The organism is Mesorhizobium sp. WSM4837 (genome assembly GCF_055811435.1).
Window position 1 is genome coordinate 1 of sequence record NZ_JBVVQE010000024.1, and the last position, 19,558, is coordinate 19,558.

18 protein-coding genes and 2 pseudogenes are annotated in these 19,558 nt (G+C 62.0%); 16 read left to right on the forward strand and 4 right to left on the reverse strand.

Going from position 1 to position 19,558, the window contains the following annotated elements:
• Positions 1-2: 2 nt before the first annotated feature.
• The 10 genes from AC0L3D_RS16020 (at position 3) to AC0L3D_RS16065 (ending at position 11,387) form a co-directional block, all read left to right on the forward strand.
• Positions 3-1,490, forward strand: a complete 1,488-nt coding sequence (locus AC0L3D_RS16020; RefSeq protein ID WP_473645006.1) for a sugar ABC transporter ATP-binding protein — start codon at positions 3-5, stop codon at positions 1,488-1,490.
• Positions 1,491-1,509: 19 nt separating this feature from the next.
• A complete protein-coding gene (locus tag AC0L3D_RS16025; protein WP_473509414.1) occupies positions 1,510-2,499 on the forward strand; it encodes an ABC transporter permease in 990 nt (329 codons plus the stop codon).
• A 28-nt stretch (positions 2,500-2,527) separates the two neighbouring features.
• Positions 2,528-3,508, forward strand: coding sequence for a sugar-binding transcriptional regulator (locus AC0L3D_RS16030; RefSeq protein ID WP_473626534.1), 981 nt, complete (start codon positions 2,528-2,530; stop codon positions 3,506-3,508).
• Positions 3,505-4,500 (forward strand): aldo/keto reductase, encoded by a 996-nt coding sequence (locus AC0L3D_RS16035; RefSeq protein WP_473626535.1) that lies wholly within the window; start codon positions 3,505-3,507, stop codon positions 4,498-4,500. Before AC0L3D_RS16030 ends, AC0L3D_RS16035 begins: the two co-directional genes overlap by 4 nt.
• Positions 4,501-4,518: 18 nt before the next feature.
• Complete coding sequence (locus AC0L3D_RS16040) at positions 4,519-6,255, forward strand: glycerol-3-phosphate dehydrogenase/oxidase (protein WP_473626536.1); 1,737 nt, start codon at positions 4,519-4,521, stop codon at positions 6,253-6,255.
• Positions 6,228-7,070 (forward strand): class I fructose-bisphosphate aldolase, encoded by an 843-nt coding sequence (locus AC0L3D_RS16045; protein ID WP_473645008.1) that lies wholly within the window; start codon positions 6,228-6,230, stop codon positions 7,068-7,070. The genes AC0L3D_RS16040 and AC0L3D_RS16045 overlap by 28 nt, the downstream gene beginning before the upstream one ends.
• A 25-nt stretch (positions 7,071-7,095) precedes the next feature.
• The gene (locus tag AC0L3D_RS16050) at positions 7,096-8,610 is read left to right on the forward strand and encodes an FGGY-family carbohydrate kinase (RefSeq protein WP_473626539.1); all 1,515 of its coding nucleotides are present in this window, start codon (positions 7,096-7,098) and stop codon (positions 8,608-8,610) included.
• The gene (locus tag AC0L3D_RS16055) at positions 8,607-10,253 is read left to right on the forward strand and encodes a GMC family oxidoreductase (RefSeq protein ID WP_473626541.1); all 1,647 of its coding nucleotides are present in this window, start codon (positions 8,607-8,609) and stop codon (positions 10,251-10,253) included. The genes AC0L3D_RS16050 and AC0L3D_RS16055 overlap by 4 nt, the downstream gene beginning before the upstream one ends.
• A gap of 229 nt (positions 10,254-10,482) precedes the next feature.
• Positions 10,483-10,872, forward strand: coding sequence for an antitoxin Xre/MbcA/ParS toxin-binding domain-containing protein (locus tag AC0L3D_RS16060; RefSeq protein ID WP_473516206.1), 390 nt, complete (start codon positions 10,483-10,485; stop codon positions 10,870-10,872).
• Complete coding sequence (locus AC0L3D_RS16065; protein ID WP_473516205.1) at positions 10,869-11,387, forward strand: RES family NAD+ phosphorylase; 519 nt, start codon at positions 10,869-10,871, stop codon at positions 11,385-11,387. Before AC0L3D_RS16060 ends, AC0L3D_RS16065 begins: the two co-directional genes overlap by 4 nt.
• Positions 11,388-11,423: 36 nt before the next feature.
• Here AC0L3D_RS16065 and AC0L3D_RS16070 read toward each other — a convergent pair.
• The 3 genes and pseudogenes from AC0L3D_RS16070 to AC0L3D_RS16080 form a co-directional block, all read right to left on the reverse strand.
• Positions 11,424-12,442, reverse strand: a pseudogene (locus tag AC0L3D_RS16070) (LLM class flavin-dependent oxidoreductase).
• 70 nt (positions 12,443-12,512) lie between these two features.
• Positions 12,513-12,781, reverse strand: a pseudogene (locus AC0L3D_RS16075) (hypothetical protein); the annotation flags it as partial.
• Positions 12,782-12,984: 203 nt separating this feature from the next.
• Positions 12,985-13,773, reverse strand: coding sequence for a class I SAM-dependent methyltransferase (locus tag AC0L3D_RS16080; protein WP_473645010.1), 789 nt, complete (start codon positions 13,771-13,773; stop codon positions 12,985-12,987).
• A 113-nt stretch (positions 13,774-13,886) separates the two neighbouring features.
• Here AC0L3D_RS16080 and AC0L3D_RS16085 point away from each other — a divergent pair, with 113 nt between their 5' ends.
• From AC0L3D_RS16085 to AC0L3D_RS16100, 4 genes are all read left to right on the forward strand, one after another.
• Positions 13,887-15,017 (forward strand): ABC transporter substrate-binding protein, encoded by a 1,131-nt coding sequence (locus tag AC0L3D_RS16085; protein ID WP_473645012.1) that lies wholly within the window; start codon positions 13,887-13,889, stop codon positions 15,015-15,017.
• Positions 15,007-16,074 (forward strand): FecCD family ABC transporter permease, encoded by a 1,068-nt coding sequence (locus AC0L3D_RS16090; protein ID WP_473645014.1) that lies wholly within the window; start codon positions 15,007-15,009, stop codon positions 16,072-16,074. Before AC0L3D_RS16085 ends, AC0L3D_RS16090 begins: the two co-directional genes overlap by 11 nt.
• Entirely contained in the window at positions 16,068-16,853 is a 786-nt protein-coding gene (locus tag AC0L3D_RS16095; RefSeq protein ID WP_473645016.1) for an ABC transporter ATP-binding protein, read from the forward strand. Before AC0L3D_RS16090 ends, AC0L3D_RS16095 begins: the two co-directional genes overlap by 7 nt.
• A 270-nt stretch (positions 16,854-17,123) precedes the next feature.
• A complete protein-coding gene (locus AC0L3D_RS16100) occupies positions 17,124-17,618 on the forward strand; it encodes a hypothetical protein (RefSeq protein WP_473645018.1) in 495 nt (164 codons plus the stop codon).
• Positions 17,619-17,748: 130 nt separating this feature from the next.
• Here the strand turns inward: AC0L3D_RS16100 and AC0L3D_RS16105 are convergent, their stop codons facing one another.
• Complete coding sequence (locus AC0L3D_RS16105; RefSeq protein ID WP_473645019.1) at positions 17,749-18,693, reverse strand: lipid kinase; 945 nt, start codon at positions 18,691-18,693, stop codon at positions 17,749-17,751.
• A 162-nt stretch (positions 18,694-18,855) separates the two neighbouring features.
• Between AC0L3D_RS16105 and AC0L3D_RS16110 the strand changes: the two genes are divergently transcribed.
• Positions 18,856-19,089, forward strand: a complete 234-nt coding sequence (locus tag AC0L3D_RS16110; protein ID WP_128167930.1) for an AbrB/MazE/SpoVT family DNA-binding domain-containing protein — start codon at positions 18,856-18,858, stop codon at positions 19,087-19,089.
• Positions 19,086-19,490 (forward strand): type II toxin-antitoxin system VapC family toxin, encoded by a 405-nt coding sequence (locus tag AC0L3D_RS16115; RefSeq protein ID WP_473645021.1) that lies wholly within the window; start codon positions 19,086-19,088, stop codon positions 19,488-19,490. Before AC0L3D_RS16110 ends, AC0L3D_RS16115 begins: the two co-directional genes overlap by 4 nt.
• Positions 19,491-19,558: the final 68 nt, after the last annotated feature.

Consider the following 19,558-nt stretch of genomic DNA (forward strand, 5'->3'; position numbering starts at 1 on the left):
CCATCAAAGCGCTGACCGGGGTCGATTTCACGCTGCAGCGCGGCGAAATTCATGCGCTGTGCGGCGAGAACGGTGCGGGAAAGTCCACGCTGATGAATATCATCGCCGGCATTGTGCAGCCCGACGAAGGCGCCATTCGTCTCGAAGGCAAGAACGTCACCATCACATCGCCATCCGCCGCGCAGCGGCTTGGCATAGGCCTCGTCCATCAGGAAATCGCGCTCTGCCAGGATGCCACGGTGGCCGAGAATATCCTCATGGCGGCCGTCAACAATCGGCGCGCGCCGCTGATGAATTTTCGCCGGCTCTACGCCGATGCGCAGAAGATAATGGACCTGCTGGCACCGATCCCGGTCGAGACGCCAGTCGCCGATCTTTCTATTTCCAACCAGCAACTTGTGGAAATCGCCAAGGCGCTGACGCTCGAATGCCGGGTGCTAATGCTCGACGAGCCGACGGCCGCGCTGACCGAGACCGAGGCGCAGCGCCTTTTCGCAATCGTCCGCGATCTCAAGGCGCGCGGAATTTCAATCATCTACATCAGCCATCGCATGGCGGAGATCTTCAGCCTGTGCGACCGCGTCACGGTGTTTCGTGACGGCAGATACGTAGCGACCGATTCCATCGCTTCGGTCACTCCCAATGATGTCGTGCGCAAGATGGTCGGGCGCGAAATCACGCAGCTCTATCCGCAAAAGCTCTCGCCTGAACGGCGTACGGACCGCGCTGTGCTGTCGGTCGAAAATCTCTCCTATCGACAGGGTTCCGCTGGCGTCAGTTTCACGCTTCGAGCAGGCGAAATTCTTGGCGTTGGCGGGTTGATTGGCGCCGGTCGCAGCGAGATGGTCCAGACCGTTTGCGGCTTGCGCCCGAAAGTGTCGGGATCGGTCGAACTCAACGGCGAGCCGGTCAGCATCAGGACCTACAGCGATGCGGTGCGCGCAGGCCTCGTCTACCTCTCGGAGGACCGCAAGGCGTCCGGCCTGTTCCTCGACCTGTCGGTTGCATCCAATATCTCCGCGCTCGATCTTCGGAAGCTAACCACGCCGCTTGGGCTGCTCGATCGCCGCGCCGAGGCAAAGCAAGCCACCGATCTGGTCGTGCGCCACGGTGTGCGCATGGGCGGCATCGAGACACAGGTGTCGACGCTTAGCGGTGGCAACCAGCAGAAAGTCGCCATCGCCAGGCTTCTGTCGGTCGGCCCCAAAGTGGTCATTCTGGACGAACCCACACGCGGGGTCGATGTCGGCGCCAAAGTGGAAATTCATCGCCTGCTGCGCGATCTCGCCGAGCGGGGCGTCGGCGTCATCGTGATTTCATCCGAGCTTCCGGAATTGATCGGGCTGAGCGACCGGGTGCTTGTCATACACGAAGGTGCCATCGTCGGCGAACTGGGGGCTGACGAATTGACCGAAGAGGCAATCATGCTGCTGGCTTCGGGTCTCCGGCAGCAACGATTAAACGCAAGGCAGGTTCAGAATGTCGCTTAGACAGACCGGAGGAACCCTCATGGACGCTGAAATCAAGGCGAGCGCCCCCGGGCTTGGCGGGCGCAACCGGCTGCGTCTTGGGTCGATGCGCGAGGCGGGGCTGATCGCTATCATGCTGGCGCTGTGCATCGCCATGACATTCGCTTCGCCGCATTTCCTGACTTGGGGAAATTTCCGCGCCATGCTGATGAGCTTCTCGATTGAAGGCATCGTCGTGGTCGGCATGACGATACTTCTCATTGTCGGCGGCATCGACCTTTCCGTCGGGTCGGTGGTCTGCTTCTCCATGGTCGTGTCAGGCGCTCTGTTCCTGATGGGTCTGGACCCGTGGACCGCGAGCCTCATCGGCATAGGCGCCAGCGCGCTGATCGGCGCGGTGATGGGCTTCTTCGTGACCGTTATCGGGCTCAATCACTTCATCACATCGCTGGCGGCGATGGTGATCGTGCGCGGTCTCTGTCTTGTCATCACCAAGGGAACCCCGCTGTCGCTGTTCACCCTGCCGCCCGGGTTCAAGGCGATCGGCCAGGGCAGCTTCGGCAATGTGCCTTATGTCATCGTCATCTTTGTTGTGGTCGTGGCCATATTCGATTTTCTGCTTCGGCGTGCCACGGCATTCCGCAAGGTCTTTTATACCGGCAGCAACGAGAAGGCGGCCCAATTTTCAGGCATCAAGACCAAGCAGGTCAAATTCTGGGTCACGGTTCTCTGCTCCACCCTCGCGGGCTTTGCCGGCATCATCTATATGTCACGCTTTGGCGCTGCGACCCCGACCTTCGGCGCTGGCATGGAGCTCAACATCATCGCCGCGGCGGTGATTGGCGGAGCATCGCTCAATGGCGGCTCGGGCACCATCTTCGGCGCCATACTGGGCATGGCGCTGCTCTCGGTCGTCACAAGCTCGCTGATCCTGCTCGACGTTTCCGTCTATTGGCAGGACATGATCAAGGGATGCATCCTGCTCGCGGCGGTATCGATCGACCACTTCCTGCACCGCAGGAAATCCTGAGCAGCAGCGCCAGAGTTGAGCATCCATCATGTCACCACCCAATTCGCGGGACGACGTCACGATCGTCCGCCAGATGTATCAGGCGCTTGTGCTTCATTACATGGAAGCCAAGACGCAGGCGGAAATCGCCAAGGAGCTCGGCATCTCGCATGCGACCGTCAACCGCCTCATCAAACGCGGTCATCAACTCGGGCTTGTCGAGATCAAGATCAAGTCGCCGGTCGAGCAACTGATCGACATCGAGGCGCGACTTGTCGCGATCGGTGGACTCCAAAGGGCCGTCGTCGTCCCCTCCGTTTCGGACAATCCGCAGACTGCGCTTCAGCGTGTCGGTGAGGCCGCAGCCAGGCTGGTGCTCGAGACGATCAAGGACGGCGACACGATTTCCATCACCGGGGGCAAGGGGGTGAGTGCCGTCGTCGCCGGCCTCAAGCCGAGCCGCAGCTACGACGTCGAGGTTGTTCCCGCGACCGGCCTGGTCCAGGGCAAGCATTACACCGACGTCAATCATGTCGCGTCTCTGATGGCCGACAAACTCGGCGGGCGCGCCTATCAGATTCACGCACCGCTGTTTGCCGACAGCCCGGCCCAACGTGACATGCTGATGGGCGTCCGGGCCGTTTCGGACGTCTTCAGCAAGGCGCGCGAAGCAACGCTTGCGGTCGTCGGCATCGGCTCCATCCTGGCCGACGATTCGAGCTACTACGATCTGCACCCGTCCTCGAGCGCCGACCGGCTGGCCATCGAGCGCTCGGGGGCGGCGGGCGAACTGCTCGCCCATCTCATAGACGGCGACGGCAAGCTCGCGGACTACAGCCTCAACCGCTCACTGGTCTCGCTGACGCTCGAGGAATTCGCGACCATTCCGCAGTCGATCGGGGTCGCAAGCGGCGCCAGCAAGGTGGTCCCGATCCTCAGTGCCATGCGCGGCTCTCACCTGGACACTCTCGTCACCGACGAAACCACCGGCTTGAAGATCCTCGAGCTTGCCGAAGGAAATGCAGCATGAATACTCGACAAATCACCCGCTCAATCGGCAACTCCGGCGTTGTCGCTTCGGCGGTGGGACTCGGCACTTGGGCTATCGGCGGCTGGATGTGGGGTGGCACGGATGAAGCAGAATCGATCGCCGCCATCCAGGCGTCCTTCGATGCCGGCATTTCGCTGATCGACACCGCGCCGGCTTACGGTCTTGGCCGCAGCGAAGAGATCGTCGGCAAGGCCATCAAGGGCCGGCGCGACCGCGCGGTCATCGCCAGCAAATGTGGCCTCAACTGGCATTCGAGAAAGGGCAACCACTTCTTCGATCAGGATGGAACGCCGGTGAACCGATATCTGGGCGCCGACGGCATCGCTTATGAAGTGGAACAGAGCCTGCGGCGGCTCGGCACCGACTATATCGATCTCTACATCACCCACTGGCAGGACCCGACGACACCCATTGCCGAAACAATGGATGCGCTCGAACGCCTCAAATCCGCTGGCAAAATCCGCGCCATCGGCGCCAGCAATCTCAATGCTGCCGAGCTGCAGCAGTATGTCGCCGCTGGCCAGCTCGACGCGATCCAGGAAAGATATTCGATGCTGGATCGCGACATCGAGCAGACATTGCTGCCGATCGCGCGCCAGCATCAAGTTGCAGCACTCAGTTATTCGTCGCTTGCACTCGGCCTGCTCTCGGGCGCCATCGATCCGGCGCGTGAGTTCAGCGGCGACGACCAGCGCAAGGACAATCCTCGATTCTCTCAGGCCAACCGGCGCAAGGTAGCCGCGCTGAAACATGCCCTGGCCCCGGTCGCTGAGATCCACCAGGCAAGCATGGCGCAGATCGTCATCGCCTGGACGCTGGCGCAGCCCGGCATCACCTTCGCGTTGTGTGGAGCGCGAAACGCCACGCAGGCGCTCGACAACGCCAGGGCAGGGGAGATTTTATTGAGCGCGGCGGAACTGGGAACGATCGATGCGGCGGTGGCCGGGCATCTCGTAGCGATAGACGCGTGATCGAAAGCGCGTCCTGAGATGAATCGCATCCAGACGATCGCCGGCTTGCGCGAGAATCCCGATGTTGACGTCCTCGTCATAGGCGGCGGCATCAACGGCATCAGCGTGTTTCGCGAGCTCGCTTTGCAGGGCGTCGATGTCCTGCTCGCCGAAAAGGGCGATTATTGTTGCGGCGCCAGCGCAGCCCTCTCGCGCATGGTTCATGGCGGCTTGCGCTACCTTGAAAACGGCGAGTTCAAGCTGGTCCGTGAATCTCTGCTCGAACGCGATCGGCTATTGAAGAACGCGCCGCATTACGTTGCGCCATTGCCAACCACAGTGCCTATCTTCGACCTGTTCTCAGGCATCGCAAATGGCGCATTCCGCTTCCTTGGGCTAAGCCGTCGTCCGGGTCGGCGTGGCGCATTGGTCATCAAGACCGGCCTGGCGATGTATGACTTCTTCACCGCCGCACGGCGTATCGTCCCGACGCACAAGTTCAGGAGCCGTGCTGAAACACTCAAGGTCTGGCCTGCAATCAATCCTGCTATCCGCAATTCGGCGACATACTATGACGCCTGGGTCAGCCACCCCGAGCGGCTGGGTACCGAGATGCTGCGCGACACCATGAACGAAAGGCCATCGGCTCGAGCGCTAAACTATGCACGCATATCGTTCGGTGACGCGGGCCTTGCGCTTAACGACGGACTGTCTGGCGAAACAGTTGCCGTGAAGCCGCGGCTCGTCGTCAACGCCACAGGCGGCTGGATCGACCTGACCAATTCGGCTATCGGAGCCGTTGCGCCCAAGTTTATGGGCGGCACCAAAGGATCGCATCTGATCGTCGATAATCGCGAGCTTCACGACGCGCTCGACGGCCACATGATCTATTACGAGAACGAGGACGGCCGGATCTGCATCCTGTTCCCCTATCTCGGCAATGTGCTGGTCGGCTCGACGGATATCCGTGCCGACGATCCCGACCAGGCGCGCTGCGAGGACGATGAGCGGCAATACATCCGGCAGTCCGTGTCCTTCGTGTTTCCCGGGATCGAGATCACTGATACCGACATCGTCTTTCAGTTCACCGGGGTGAGGCCGCTACCGATAAGCCGGGACAGTTTTACCGGGCGCATTCCCCGCGATCATTTCTGCGAGCTCATCGAGGGCGCCGGTATGGTGCCGCCGACGCTGTGCATGATCGGCGGGAAATGGACAACCTTCCGGTCGTTCGGCGAACTGGCAGCGGATATCGTGCTCGAGCGATTGTGCCGACAGCGCATCGTCGGCACCGAAAACATGCCGATCGGCGGCGGCCGGCATTTTCCCATGGCCCCCGAGAAATGGTGCGCAGAACGCGCGGCGGCGCATGGCCTGTCGCTTGACCGCATGCGCAGCCTGTTCGCGCGCTACGGCACCGTGGCGGATGCCGTCGCCGCTTTTTTGGCAGCGGGACAGGACGAGCTCTTGCCTGGCAGCGACTACTCGGTCCGGGAGATTCAGTATCTCATCGCCAATGAATATGTCGAGCAGCTGGAGGACCTGCTGCTCCGCCGCACGACAATTGCCATCACCGGTGCACTCTCTTGCGACCTTCTCGATGCGGTTCTCGATATTCTCGCAGTCGAAAAGAGCTGGGACGCTGCGCGCAAGGCATTCGAGCGCACCGATTTCCTCGCCCTGTTGCGACGCCAGCACGGCGTCGATCTCGACCAGCTATCGCAAAAAGACCAAGGAAGGAGCGCCGAATGCGCATCAACAAGAAAGTCCGCATGAACCGGCTGTTCGGCGGGGCGCGCTGTCTCGACGTCGCAATCGACCATGGCGTATGCAACGAGCCGTCGTTCCTGGAAGGGCTGGAGGATATGGCTGGCGTCGTCGCCGAGCTGGTCGCCGCGGGGCCGGACGCCATTCAGATGAATTATGGCGAGGCCGATTTGCTGCAGACCCTGCCCGGCAAGGACAAGCCGGCATTGGTCATGCGCATAGACATGGGCAATCCATACAACAAAACCCGCCATCGCTCGATGTGGGCCATCCTGCAGAACGAAGCCGAGCCGCTGATCGGCGCGCTGGAGATGGACGCGGCCTGCGTGGTCGTCAATCTGTTCATGCTGCCCGACGAGCCGGACCTGTTTCGGCAATGCGTCCACAACATTGCCAGCGTTCGCGCCGACTGTGAAAGATATGGCTTGCCGCTGATGATCGAGCCGCTGGCAATGCTGCCCAATTCAGAGCGCGGAGGCTACATGGTCGACGGCGACCCCGAAAAGATCGTCACCCTGACCCGGCTCGCCAGCGAGATGGGCGCCGACATCATCAAGGCGGATCCGACGACCGATCCGAACGACTTCCACCGGGTGGTGGCTGCGGCACGCTGTCCTGTCCTTGTGCGCGGTGGGGGCAGGGAGGATTTGCGCGCCGTCTTCGACAAGTCGGCGGCGCTGATGGCACAAGGCGCGGCGGGCATGGTCTATGGCCGCAACATATACCAGCATTCCAACCCTCGTGCCGTCGTGAGAGGATTGATGGCGATCATCCATGAGAATGCGGACGGCGCGGCGGCCTGGGAGCTCTACCAGCAAGAATAATCTTTGCAGCTTGGGAGGAGCTTCAATGCAGCGATACATTCTTGGCCTTGATGCGGGCAATACCGTCATCAAAGCCATCATCTTCGACACCGCCGGTCGCGAACTCGCCCTTGCCGCTCGCGACGGCCGTTCCTGCATGCCAGAGCCCGGCCATGTCGAGCGGGACCTCGGCGAATTGTGGCGCAACGCCGTCGAGGTCATCCGCCAGTGCCTCGACCAATCGGGCATCGACCCCCGCGACATCGCGGTGATCGGCTGCGCCGGCCACGGCAACGGGCTCTATGCGCTGGACCGCGGCGGCGACCCGCTGCTCGGCATCCAGTCGCTCGACACGCGCGGCGTCGGCATCGTCAGCGAATGGGCGGCCGCAGGCGTTGGCGACCGGACCTATATCCACTGCCTGCAACGGCCCTGGGCGGCGCAGACGCCGACTCTGCTGGCGTGGCTCAAGCGCCATGATCCGGCACTTTTTGCCAAAATAGGCACCGTCTTCCTATGCAAGGATTTTATCGTCAACCGCCTCACCGGCACGCGCTCGACCGAGACCTCGGATATGTCGGGCTGCGGGCTTTTGCACATGCCCGGCCGACGCTACGAGCCTGAGTTGCTGGCCGCCTATGGTCTCGACGATTGCATGGAACTGCTGCCGAACGTGCTGGAAGCCTCCGCCATCGCCGGCCATGTCACGCGCGATGTCGCCGCTGCCACCGGCCTTCTTGCGGGCACGCCTGTGGTGGCGGGCCTGTTCGACGTCGTCGCCAGCGCCATCGGTTCGGGCGTCACCAGCACCGGCGCCGCCTCGATCATTGCCGGCACCTGGAGCATCAACCAGGTTATCACCCAAGAGCCGATCCGCGATCCGTCTATCTTCATGCTGTCGACCTTCGATCCGCTGCGCTATCTCGCCATCGAATCGAGCGCCACTTCGGCCGCAAATCTCGAGTGGATCGTGCGTGAGTTCTTCGAGCATGCGCCGCCGGCAGGCGCATCGCCGTTCGAGATCTGCAGCGAGCTTGTTGCTTCCGTCGATCCCGCGGGAGACATGCCGATCTACCACCCATTCCTTTACGGCTCGCAGCAGAATGGCAAGGCGCGTGCCGGTTTCTACGGCATCGCCGGCTGGCACACGCGGGCTCATATGCTGCGCGCACTGTTCGAGGGCGTCGTCTTCGAGCACCGGCGCCATGTCGAGACGCTGCGTCGAGCGGGAGCCATTGTCAGCCAGGCGGTTCTTTCGGGCGGCGGCTCGCGCAGCGCCGTTTGGCCGCAGATATTCGCAGATGTGCTGGACGTGCCGGTGACCGTGGCGCGCAGCCGTGAGACAGGTGCGTTGGGAGCTGCGATTGCAGCCGGGACAGGCGTCGGCCTGTTTGCCGACTTCTCTGCGGGCGCCGCCGCGATGACCGCGCCCGACCGATGCTACCAGCCCAATTGCGCGATCGCACCGGTCTATGAGCGGCGCTATCGTCTCTATGGTGAGATCAACAAGGCCATGGGTCCGCTATGGGACAGGATGGCAAGCGAACGGACGTCCAATTGACACAGACCGCTGCCGATTTTGGACAGTACGACTTCATCATCGTCGGCGCGGGTTCAGCCGGCTGCGTGCTGGCCAACAGACTGTCGGCCAATCCAGGCATGCGCGTGCTGCTTCTGGAAGCCGGCGGCAGCGATCGCTATCACTGGGTCAACATTCCCATCGGCTATCTCTACTGCATGGGCAACCCGCGCACCGATTGGCTGATGAAGACCGAGCCGGAGCCCGGGCTGAACGGTCGTGCGCTCAACTATCCGCGCGGCAAGCTTCTGGGCGGCTGCTCGTCGATCAACGGCATGATCTACATGCGTGGCCAGGCGGCCGACTATGATGGCTGGCGGCAAGCCGGGAATCTCGGTTGGGGCTGGGATGACGTGCTTCCGTATTTCCGCAAGTCCGAGGACCATTTTGGTGGCGCCAACGACCTTCACGGCGCCGGTGGCGAATGGCGCGTCGAGCGCCAGCGCCTGTCGTGGCCAATCCTGGATGCCTTCCGCGATGCTGCCGAGGAACTCGGCATCCCCCGGACCGAGGATTTCAACGGCGGGACCAACGAAGGCTCGGGCTATTTCGAGGTCAACCAGAGGAAAGGCGTGCGCTGGAATACCTCTAAGGCGTTCCTGCGCAGCGCGCTGCGACGCCCGAATTTGCGCGTCGTCACCGGCGCCGAGACCGAGATGCTGGATTTCGACGGAGCTTGCGTCACCGGCGTTGTCTTTCGCATGGGCGGCCAACTGCATCGTGCGCGGGCAGGCGAGACGATCCTTGCCGCCGGCGCGATCAATTCGCCGAAGCTGCTCGAGCTTTCCGGCGTCGGCCGACCTGCCGTGCTTGGCGCAGCAGGTATCCCGGTTCGCCACGCGCTGGAAGGCGTCGGCGAGAACTTGCAGGATCATTTGCAGATCCGCACAGTCTTCAAGGTCGCCAACGCCTCGACGCTAAACCAGCGCTACCACAATCTGTTCAGCCGCGCGGCCATGGGCGTCGAATACGCTATCCGTCGCAGCGGACCGCTGTCGATGGCGCCGAGCCAGCTTGGCATCTTCGCCAGGAGCGACCCACGCCTGGAGACGCCCGATCTCGAATACCATGTCCAACCGTTGAGCACTGACCGGCTGGGCGAGCCGCTGCATCGTTTCCCCGCGGTCACGGTTTCGGTCTGCAATCTCAGACCGGAAAGCCGCGGCAGCGTCCACATGGAGGCGTCCGATCCGCAGGCGGCTCCGAAGATCCGGCCGAACTATTTGTCTACCGACGGAGACAGGGCCGTGGCTGTGGCATCGCTCCGCCACGTCCGCCGCTTGATGAGGGCGCGCGCCATTGCCCGTTTCGCGCCTGAGGAAATGCTGCCCGGTGCACATTATGAAAGCGACGAAGAACTCGTCCGCAAGGCCGGCGATATCGGCACGACGATTTTCCACCCGGTCGGCACCTGCAAGATGGGCTCAGGCTCGACGGCAGTGGTCGACGGCCGGCTGCGGGTGCACGGCATTTCTGGCCTGCGCGTCGTCGACGCTTCGATCATGCCGACGATCGTTTCCGGCAACACCAACTCTCCAGTGGTCATGATCGCGGAGAAGGCATCGGCAATGGTTTTGCAGGACGCAACCACGAGAAATGTTCTCGGCGCGTCTGAGCTAAACTGAAACGAATGAGCAGTGCATGCGATTCTCAGCGTCCCGCCGAATCGATGTGTTCGACAGACGTAGGACAAGAGTGCTTCGAAGCAGCACGTCACGTGGATACATCGGACGGCCCGTGGCGGCACGCTGCTCGGTTGGAGATGCCATCGGCTTCCGGGACTTGAAGACGGTCGATAATTGTCATATATTTTGCACAGTGAATGTGACTATGGATATGACAAGAGAGAGATCTATGGGTCAGGCCCTTAAGACACCGGTGCAGAATGAATCTCTGATTTTGTCCTATATGGACCGGGCCGGGAAAATTGCCATTGACCAGGTGGCGGGCAGTTTTGGAATGTCCAAGAGCCAACTGGCGGAGACCACCGGTCTTGCCCGCGAAACCCTCTATCGGCTAGAGCGCAGCCGCACGGCCAAGACACAGGGGCGTCTACGGGAAATGCTCGAGATCATCAGCCGCGTGGCCGATTGGGCGGGCGGCAAGGAACAGGCCATGGCCTGGTATCGAGCCCAACCGCTGCCGGCGTTCGGCGGACGCACCGCCGAAGCCCTCGTGAAGGAAGGCAAAGCCGCCGCCGTTCGCGACTATCTCGATCATATGGCTTTGGGTGGCTTTGCTTGAGGTTTGTCGGAACCTGCTACAGGGCGCATGATCCACGCTGGGCATTCAAACCGACTTCCGGTGATGGAGCGGCGATCAGGGGTGCCCGCTTCAATCCCAAAGGTGTGCCGGCGCTTTATCTGGCGCTGACCGTAATGACAGCGGTCAAGGAAGCCAACCAGGGTTTCGCGCATCGGATCGACCCCTGCGTGCTGTGCTCTTATGAGGTGGACTGCGGGGACATCACTGATCTGACGACGGAGCAGGGGAGGGGAGAATCTTCTGTCACGTTCGAGGACATGGCCTGCGCCTGGGCGACGGCTCTCAGCGGGGGAGAGCGTCCTGCATCCTGGTTCATCTATGACCGACTGCGGCCTCAAGGCATTGCCGGTATTCTGGTTCCGAGTTTTGCTCCGGGCGCCGAGACGGAGGACCGCAACCTGGTGCTGTGGGACTGGGGGCCGGATCTTCCGCACAAGGTGAATGTATTCGATCCGAGCGGCCGGCTGCCGAAGGACCAGCTGTCCTGGCGATGAAGCATTCGCGGAAGGGCAGGGCTTTGGCCGCAGGCGTCAGCGCCAGCCCAGGGCCGGGGCAACATGGGTCAGGATCGCCTCGATGACATGCGCGTTGTAATCGACGCCGAGCTGGTTGGGAACGGTGAGCAGCAGCGTGTCGGCCTCCGCAATGGCCTCGTCCTTCTTCAGTTCCTCGATGAGGCCGTCCGGCTCGGCGGCATAGGTGCGGCCGAACACGGCGCGCCTGTCCGCTTCGATGTAGCCGAAATGATCCTCGCTCTCATTGCTGCCGAAATAGGCGCGGTCGCGATCGTCCACCAGCGCGAAGATGCTACGGCTCACCGACACCCGCGGCTCGCGTTCGTGACTGGCCGCTTTCCAGGCCGCACGAAAGGCCCGGATCTGTTCGGCCTGCTGAATGTGAAAAGGCTTTCCGCCCTCGTCGAATTTGAGCGTTGAGCTCTGCAGGTTCATTCCCAGTTTCGCCGCCCATTCCGCGGTGGCATTGGTCGCGGCGCCCCACCAGATCCTGTCGCGCAAACCCTCCGAGTGTGGTTCGACGCGAAGCAGGCCGGGCGGGTTTGGAAACATCGGCCGCGGGTTCGGCTGGGCAAATCCTTTGCCGCGCAAGACTTCGAGCAGCACTCCCGTGTGCCGCCGGGCCATGGCGGCGTCGCTCTCACCCTCTTGCGGGGCGTAGCCGAAGTAGCGCCAGCCGTCGATCACCTGCTCGGGCGAGCCGCGGCTGATACCCAGCTGCAGACGCCCGCCGGCGATCAGGTCGGCGGCACCGGCGTCCTCGGCCATGTAGAGCGGGTTCTCGTAGCGCATGTCGATCACCGCTGTGCCTATCTCGATGCGGCTGGTCTTGGCGCCGACTGCCGCAACAGCGGGAATGGCGAGCCGAGTTGCCGTGCGAAGTGATGCACACGGAAATATGCCCCGTCGGCGCCCAGCGCCTCGGCAGCAACGGCAAGCTCGATGGATTGCAGCAGAGCGTCGGAGGCTGATCGCGTCTGCGATTGCGGCGAGGGCGCCCAGTGTCCGAACGACAGAAACCCGATTTTTTTCATGAGAATGCCACGTCAGAGTGAAAGGCGTTCTCGTTATCTAGTTATTGAACCGCTCGCCTGCCACGCCAATTCAGACCTGGCGGCTTGGAAGCAGGGTAGGGCAGGCTTTTTGCCTCCAAGCCTTGGTCAGGTTGACCCGGAACTGGTCTCTGCGGCGTTGATAGCGGGGGGCATCCCGGCGGAGGCATGGCCGAGTTGTTTTTTGCACATTGCGTTCGTCGACCTCGGCTTACGAAAGCTAGGCCAGCGCTCAGTGATTGGTCCGCGAACTTCTTCGCCCGTTCGCCCTCCGGCAAGGTCGCCGCGGACGCCGGCGACCAAGGCCGCGCGCTCGACGATCATTTCCGGCAACACCAACTCTCCAGCGGTGATGATCGCGGAGAAGGCCTCAGAAATGATCCTGCAGGACGCCAACCATGAGAAATGATCGTCGGTGGCGCATCTGAGCTAAAGCAGACCGGCAGCTATTCGTTGTCGTGCCGTCTCCCCGCTCCTTTGAGGCGACGGACGATGGAGCGACCGATTCCGGCAGCGCCGAGGTGTTACTGCGACTTTGTCGCGCAGATCGCGAAGCGATGTTGAGTGGCGCGTTCGAGCGCCTTGGGCCAACTCATCCGTCGAGCCTGGGCGCGATGGATCGCGCCCAGTTTCCAGTCCACGACCGGCTGCTCGAACCCGGCTTCGGCCAGCAAGCGAACTATCTCTTCCGCCCGTGCGCCGCCGGAGAAATAGACACGGGCAAGAATGTTCTGGTGACGTCTGGCCATGGCGGCGCCGTCATCGTCCGAGACCTGGGACTTGCCGGCCGTGAGCTTCTGCCAAAGTTCCCGCATACGCGTCGCCCAGTTGCGGCTGACAAAATCGCCGTCGATGACCAGCAGCCTGCCGCCGGGCTTCAGCAGCGAGAACCATTCGGCAAAGGCCGCCTTCGGATGCAGCAGCGTCCAGACCAGGTGACGGGTGACGATGACATCGTAGCTCGCCCTGTCCTCGAGCGTCCGTTCGGCATCCCTCACGATGAAGCGGATATCGGCGCCGCGTTTTTGTTCCTTGGCGCGCGCCTTGGCAAGCATGGCTTCCGACCAGTCGAGGCCTGTCACCACAAAGCCCAGATCGTGCATCAGATGCGAAATGACGCCAGTCCCGCAGGCGAGATCCAGAGACGCCCGCCCGGCGCCTGGCCCAATGTGCCTGGTTATGAGCGCGTGCCAGGCGGCACGCTCCTGCTCGGAAAAAATCTCGTGGCCGACCTGCAGGTCGAATGTCTCGGCGCGGTCGGACCAATAGTCCCGAATCTCATCGCGCAGCGAATAGTTTGCGTGAGCCGTCATTGCCCGAAACGCACTCCCCAAAGCGGCTACATTGGAATTGCTCTAAAAGAAAAATCTTGATTATACAATTCATGTTTCATAAGCGGGGCCGGCAACTGAATTGCGAGAGCCCAATGATTTTGAAATCGATATTTGCGGCCGCGGTCGCGCTCGCGGCCTTGATGCCGCTTACCCCCGGCGCGCGCGCCGAGACCGTCACCGACATTGCCGGCCGCAAGGTCGAGGTGAAGACGCCGGTCGAGAAGGTCATCCTCGGCGAAGGCCGGCAGATCTACCTGATCGCCGCGCTCGATACCGACAACCCTTTCAAGCGCATCGTGGGCTGGCGCGAGGATTTCTCCCAGGCCGATCCGGACAATTACGCCGTCTATCTGGAAAAATTCCCGTCGATGGCGGCGATACCGACCTTCGGCGGTTTCAAGGACGGCACCTTCGACATCGAGCAGGCCATCGCACTTGACCCGGACGTGATGATCATGAACATCGAGTCCAAGCAGGCAACCGAGGACGCGCAATACATCGAGAAGCTCGCCGCCGTCGGCATTCCGGTGGTCTATGTCGATTTCCGCGAGCAACCCTTCACCAACACCGAGCCGAGCATGCGCCTGATCGGCAAGCTGCTTGGCCAAGAACAGCGGGCCGAGGCGTTCATCGCCTACCGCGCGGCCCAGATCGCGCGCGTCACCGATGTGATCGCAGAGAAGAACCCCAAGCGCCCGACCGTGTTCATCGATCGCGCCGGGGGCTATTCCGATGATTGCTGCATGAGCTTCGGCAACGACAATTTTGGCAAGTTCGTCGACATGGCCGGCGGGGCCAATATCGCGGCAGACCTGATCCCGGGCACGTTTGGCGCGCTCAATCCCGAACAGATCATCGCCAGCGATCCCGACCAGGTGATTGTGACGGGCGGCAATTGGGAGGCCTATGTGCCGGGCGGCAAATGGGTCGGCGTCGGTCCCGGCGCCGACGAAGCCGCGGCACTGAAGAAACTCAAGGGCCTGACCGAGCGGCCCGCGCTAACCGGCATCAAGGCGGTGGAGAACGGGCAGGTCCACGCCATCTGGCACCAGTTCTACAACAGCCCCTATCAGTTCGTCGCCATACAGCAGATGGCCAAATGGCTGCATCCCGACCTGTTCGCCGATCTCGACGCCGAGGCCACCTTCAAGGAGTTGCACGAGAAGCTCCTGCCGGTCGGGTACAGGCCTGGCCATTGGGTCTCGCTCTCCGATGAGCAGTGAACCGGCCGCACTGTCAGCCAAACAAGGGCGCGGGCTCTACCGCGCCCTTGTCCTGCGCAAGCAGCTGATCCTGGCGGGGCTCGCCCTGGCGCTGTTGCTGAGCCTCTGCATCGACCTCGCGCTCGGGCCGGCAAGCTATAGCCTCGACCAGGTGGTGCTCGCCCTGGTTTCTCCCGGCAGTGTGCCGCTTCAGGTGCGCGTCGTGTTGTGGGACATCCGGCTTCCCATCGCGCTCATGGCAGTGGTCGTCGGCGCAGCACTGTCGGTCGCCGGTGCGCAGATGCAGACCATCCTCAACAATCCGCTCGCCAGCCCGTTCACGCTCGGCATTTCGGCGGCGGCCAGCTTTGGCGCAGCCCTCGCGCTCGCCTTCGGCGTCGCGCTGATCCCGGCCGCGATCGAATATATCGTGCCGCTGAACGCCTTCGTGGTGGCGATGCTGACCGCGCTCGTCATCCACCTTCTGAGCCTCAAGCGCGGCGTGACGGTCGAAACCATCGTGCTTCTCGGCATCGCGCTCGTATTCACCTTCAATGCGCTGCTGTCGCTCGTCCAGTATCTTTCCTCCGAGCAGGCGCTCGCCGCGGTCGTGTTCTGGACGATGGGAAGCCTCACCAAAGCCACCTGGCCCAAGCTCATCATTACCAGCCTCATCCTTCTCGCAACACTTCCGATGTTCGTGCGCCGCGCCTGGGCGCTGACGGCGCTGCGGCTAGGCGAAGACAAGGCCGCGAGCTTTGGCGTCAAGGTCGCACGCCTCAGGCTCGAAACCATGATGATGGTGAGCCTCCTTGCTGCCATTCCCGTCGCCTTCGTCGGCACGATCGGCTTCATCGGGCTTGTCGGTCCGCACATCGCCCGCATGCTGATCGGAGAAGATCAGCGCTTCTTCCTGCCCGCCTCGGCGCTTTCGGGGGCGCTCATCCTTTCGGCGAGTTCGGTTGCTAGCAAGTCGCTCGTTCCAGGCACGATCTTCCCGATCGGCATCGTCACCTCGCTTATCGGCATTCCCTTCTTCATCTCGCTTATCCTCTCGAATGTGAGGCGCACATGGTAACGATCAGGCTCGATGGTCTCGGAGCCTTCCACGGGGCGCGGCTCGTCCTTTCGGATGTTTCAACTCCCATTTTCCGGGGTGGCGAGGTTGTCGCCGTGATCGGACCCAACGCAGCGGGCAAGTCGACGCTGTTCAAGCGCATCGCAGGACTTCTGAAGGGCCCGGGACGCGTCTGCTTCGAGGGAGCGGTGAAGGGGCCGGACGGCATCTGCTATATGCCGCAGGATACGGCAGCCAACGCGGTGCTGACCGTCTATGAATCGATCCTGCTCGCCCGCAAGCAGGGCTCGGCCTGGTCGGTCAGCGACGGCGACCTCGCACTCATAGACGGCATCCTGGCCGCGCTCAGCATTTCGGATCTTGCCTTTCGCAACGTCGGAGAATTGAGCGGGGGGCAAAGGCAGGTGGTAAGCATTGCCCAGACCCTGGCTCGCGAACCTGAAATCCTGCTGATGGACGAGCCGACGTCCGCGCTTGACTTGCACCGGCAGGTCGAGGTGCTGACCTTCATGCGCGCGCTTGCGCGCAAGCACGGAATTGCGGTGTTGATCGCAATTCACGACCTCAATCAGGCCCTGCGCTTCGCCGACAAATGCATCGTCATCGCCGAGGGGCGGATGGTCGCCTGCGGCGCGCCGGAAGAGGTCGTCACGCCGGCGCTTTTGCGTGATGTGTACCGCGTCGAGGCGAGGATCGAGCGCTGCTCGCGGGGCATCGGTCATGTCATGGTGGACGGCGTCGCCGCCGAAACGGCAGCGACTGCATCGATAGCAGCCTAAGGCATCTGTGGTCGAAAGCCAAAAGCCTAGAAAATAGATCGAAATTATGGCATAAATCTTTGAATCAAATACGTTTTATATCATCATGGCGGCTGCTTTGGCGACGAATGGAGGCATTCACTCACGACCACTGCACGTCCCTCGACGAGCCGCTGTTGTATGAGACATCTCGGGTAGACAGAGGTCGTGAAAACGCGCGATAAGGTTAGCCTGCGCTAGATCTAGAGATGGCCGGGGCATCACAAGATGGCACGTCGAATGTGCAACGCAATGCTTGGCTTCGCGGCGCTTGCCATGACCGCGTGCCAATCGGCCCCTGAAACGCCGCGACCCACTGTCGAACCTGCGTTAGGATCTGGACCCATTCCGGCCCAAATCGCCCCGGATCCTGCCGCTGTTCCTTCCGGCTCGGCAATTATTGATCAATCCGTGGCGGTCACTCCGCCTGCCAAGACCGTCCCGACAAAATATGCTGCTTTTTCGGGTGAATGGGCCGGACGATTGGAGGGGATGTATGACGCCAAACTTGCTGTTCAGACGATTTCTTCCAATGGCAAGGTGACGGTCACCTATGCGTGGGGAACTCTGGGCGACAACCATCCGGGAGAGGCCGCCGGCGTTGGAAGAATTGTGGGGACTACGTTGAAGCTCGAGCGCCTGCCGAATGGCGCAGACGTCAGTTTTGTCATGCGGCCCGACAGAACCCTGGCCGGAACCGTCAGGCTTGCCGGTCAGACCTACACGGGCGCGTTCGTCAAGCAATGATCGAAGACATGCCCGGAAGGCTATGTTGCTGTTGCCAGATCAGCCCGCGTCCTTCTTCCAGAGCGCCGACTCCTGATCGAGAGATGACCGCAGGCAGTTGGGTTTGTTCGACGCGCGCTTGGTCGCCAGTCTAGCCGCTGTTTGCGCTGACCGCGTCACCAGGCACCCTTGTGCGGGGCTGTATGCGCGCGGCGGCAGGCGCGAACACCGAAATCGCCTTCGGGTGGACCTTGAAATGCGCCGGGGTCGAGGTGACGATCTCACCGTCAGTATTCACCGGCATCGGCCTTTTCGTCTCGATGTCGAACTCGACGCATCTGGCTGTGCGAACCTCGCTCCAGGCGCCGTGCGTGCCCGAGCGGAACGAGCGCAACAAGAGCGCCATCTTCCAGAGATTCGTCATTTCCAGGCTGTACAGGTCGAGATGGCCGTCATCGATCTCCGCCGTCTCCTCGACGACGTTGCCGCCGCCATAGTGGCGGCCGTTGCCGACCGCTATCTGGTAGGTCTCGACTTCGGTCGTTGCGCCCTTTTCGGTAATCCTTGCTTCAAAGTGGCGGGCCTTGGTCAACACTTTCATGGCCGCCAAGGCATAGCCAAACCTGCCGAAACGCTTCTTCAGCGCCGGATCCAGCCCCTGGGCAAGATCGGTGCTGAGGCCGATGCTCGCGACGTTGAAGAAAGCGTGGCCATTGACGGTCCCGATATCGATCAGACGTCGTCCGCCCTCTACTATCACGTCAGCCGCCTTCCCAAGATCCAACGGTATTTCGAGGGTACGCGCCAGATCGTTCGCCGTCCCCATCGGAATGATGCCCATCGGCAGCCCGCTTTCCATGACCGCGACCGCCGCCGAGGACACCGAGCCATCGCCGCCGCACACGATCACAAGATCGGCCCTATGGCGAAGGCGCACGATGTCGCGTGCTATCTCGGGCAGTGCCTCAAATGTCTCGACGCTGACGCGGAGCCCTCCGGCTTCCAGCCGCTCGACGACCGGTGCGAGAGGTTCCTGCCCGCGTCGTGCCTTTGGATTGATGAGTAGAAGCGCGCGTCTGTTCGTGATGTCATTCATGCGGCCTAGATAGGGTGCGTGCCTGCGGATTACGACGTCGACAGGCGCGCCTGGGAAAACAAGTCACAAAATCATGGCTTTGGCAGCCGCTTGCGGAGGTTGAAATTCGGCTGACATGGTAATACCTTGTGGAAAATGGGTATTACCAAGGTGCAAGATGAGATGACCAACACAGTCACAGCCAAAGGACAGGTGACCATCCCGAAGCCGGTCCGGGACCTGCTCGGAATCGTTCCGGGCAGCAAGGTTGATTTCCGCCGCACCGATGACGGCAATGTGGTGATTGTGCGTAGTGACAAGAAGCAGCTCGTGAGCCGCTTCGCGAAATTGCGCGGCCATGCCGGCAAGGGGCTCGACACCGACGCGATCATGGCACTGACGCGTGGCGACGCGTGACGCTGGTCGACACCAACGTTTTGCTCGATCTTGTCACGGACGATGCGAACTGGGCGGATTGGTCGATCGCCCAGCTTGAGGCGGCAAGCCTCAATGGGCCGTTGTTGATCAACGATGCGGTCTATGCCGAACTTGCCGTCCGCTATGACCGCATCGAGAGTATCGACGCGTTTCTTGACGAAGCCGGTCTCCAAATGGCTCCGATGCCCCGGGCAGCACTGTTCCTCGCCGGAAAGGTCTTTACGCAGTATCGCAAATCGGGCGGATCGCGCACTGGTGTGCTGCCTGACTTCTTCATTGGCGCCGATGCGGCCGTCAATGGACTGCCGCTGCTCACCCGCGACGTTGGCCGCTACCGCACCTATTTTCCATCGCTGAAACTGATCGCACCGGGCGCCTGAACAGCCCGCCTGCCCGAGAACACGTGTGCGTAGGCGCCGCGGCTTGGGTCTACGGCGATCGTGGCGAA

What these genes read in the sequence shown, in the direction of transcription:
- AC0L3D_RS16025 (WP_473509414.1), top strand. Translation starts at nt 1,510, where the DNA reads ATGGACGCTGAAATCAAGGCGAGCGCCCCCGGGCTTGGCGGGCGCAAC.
- AC0L3D_RS16030 (WP_473626534.1), top strand. Translation starts at nt 2,528, where the DNA reads ATGTCACCACCCAATTCGCGGGACGACGTCACGATCGTCCGCCAGATG.
- AC0L3D_RS16035 (WP_473626535.1), top strand. Translation starts at nt 3,505, where the DNA reads ATGAATACTCGACAAATCACCCGCTCAATCGGCAACTCCGGCGTTGTC.
- AC0L3D_RS16040 (WP_473626536.1), top strand. Translation starts at nt 4,519, where the DNA reads ATGAATCGCATCCAGACGATCGCCGGCTTGCGCGAGAATCCCGATGTT.
- AC0L3D_RS16045 (WP_473645008.1), top strand. Translation starts at nt 6,228, where the DNA reads ATGCGCATCAACAAGAAAGTCCGCATGAACCGGCTGTTCGGCGGGGCG.
- AC0L3D_RS16050 (WP_473626539.1), top strand. Translation starts at nt 7,096, where the DNA reads ATGCAGCGATACATTCTTGGCCTTGATGCGGGCAATACCGTCATCAAA.
- AC0L3D_RS16060 (WP_473516206.1), top strand. Translation starts at nt 10,483, where the DNA reads ATGGGTCAGGCCCTTAAGACACCGGTGCAGAATGAATCTCTGATTTTG.
- AC0L3D_RS16080 (WP_473645010.1), bottom strand. Translation starts at nt 13,773, where the DNA reads ATGACGGCTCACGCAAACTATTCGCTGCGCGATGAGATTCGGGACTAT.
- AC0L3D_RS16085 (WP_473645012.1), top strand. Translation starts at nt 13,887, where the DNA reads ATGATTTTGAAATCGATATTTGCGGCCGCGGTCGCGCTCGCGGCCTTG.
- AC0L3D_RS16090 (WP_473645014.1), top strand. Translation starts at nt 15,007, where the DNA reads ATGAGCAGTGAACCGGCCGCACTGTCAGCCAAACAAGGGCGCGGGCTC.
- AC0L3D_RS16095 (WP_473645016.1), top strand. Translation starts at nt 16,068, where the DNA reads ATGGTAACGATCAGGCTCGATGGTCTCGGAGCCTTCCACGGGGCGCGG.
- AC0L3D_RS16100 (WP_473645018.1), top strand. Translation starts at nt 17,124, where the DNA reads ATGCTTGGCTTCGCGGCGCTTGCCATGACCGCGTGCCAATCGGCCCCT.
- AC0L3D_RS16105 (WP_473645019.1), bottom strand. Translation starts at nt 18,693, where the DNA reads ATGAATGACATCACGAACAGACGCGCGCTTCTACTCATCAATCCAAAG.
- AC0L3D_RS16110 (WP_128167930.1), top strand. Translation starts at nt 18,856, where the DNA reads ATGACCAACACAGTCACAGCCAAAGGACAGGTGACCATCCCGAAGCCG.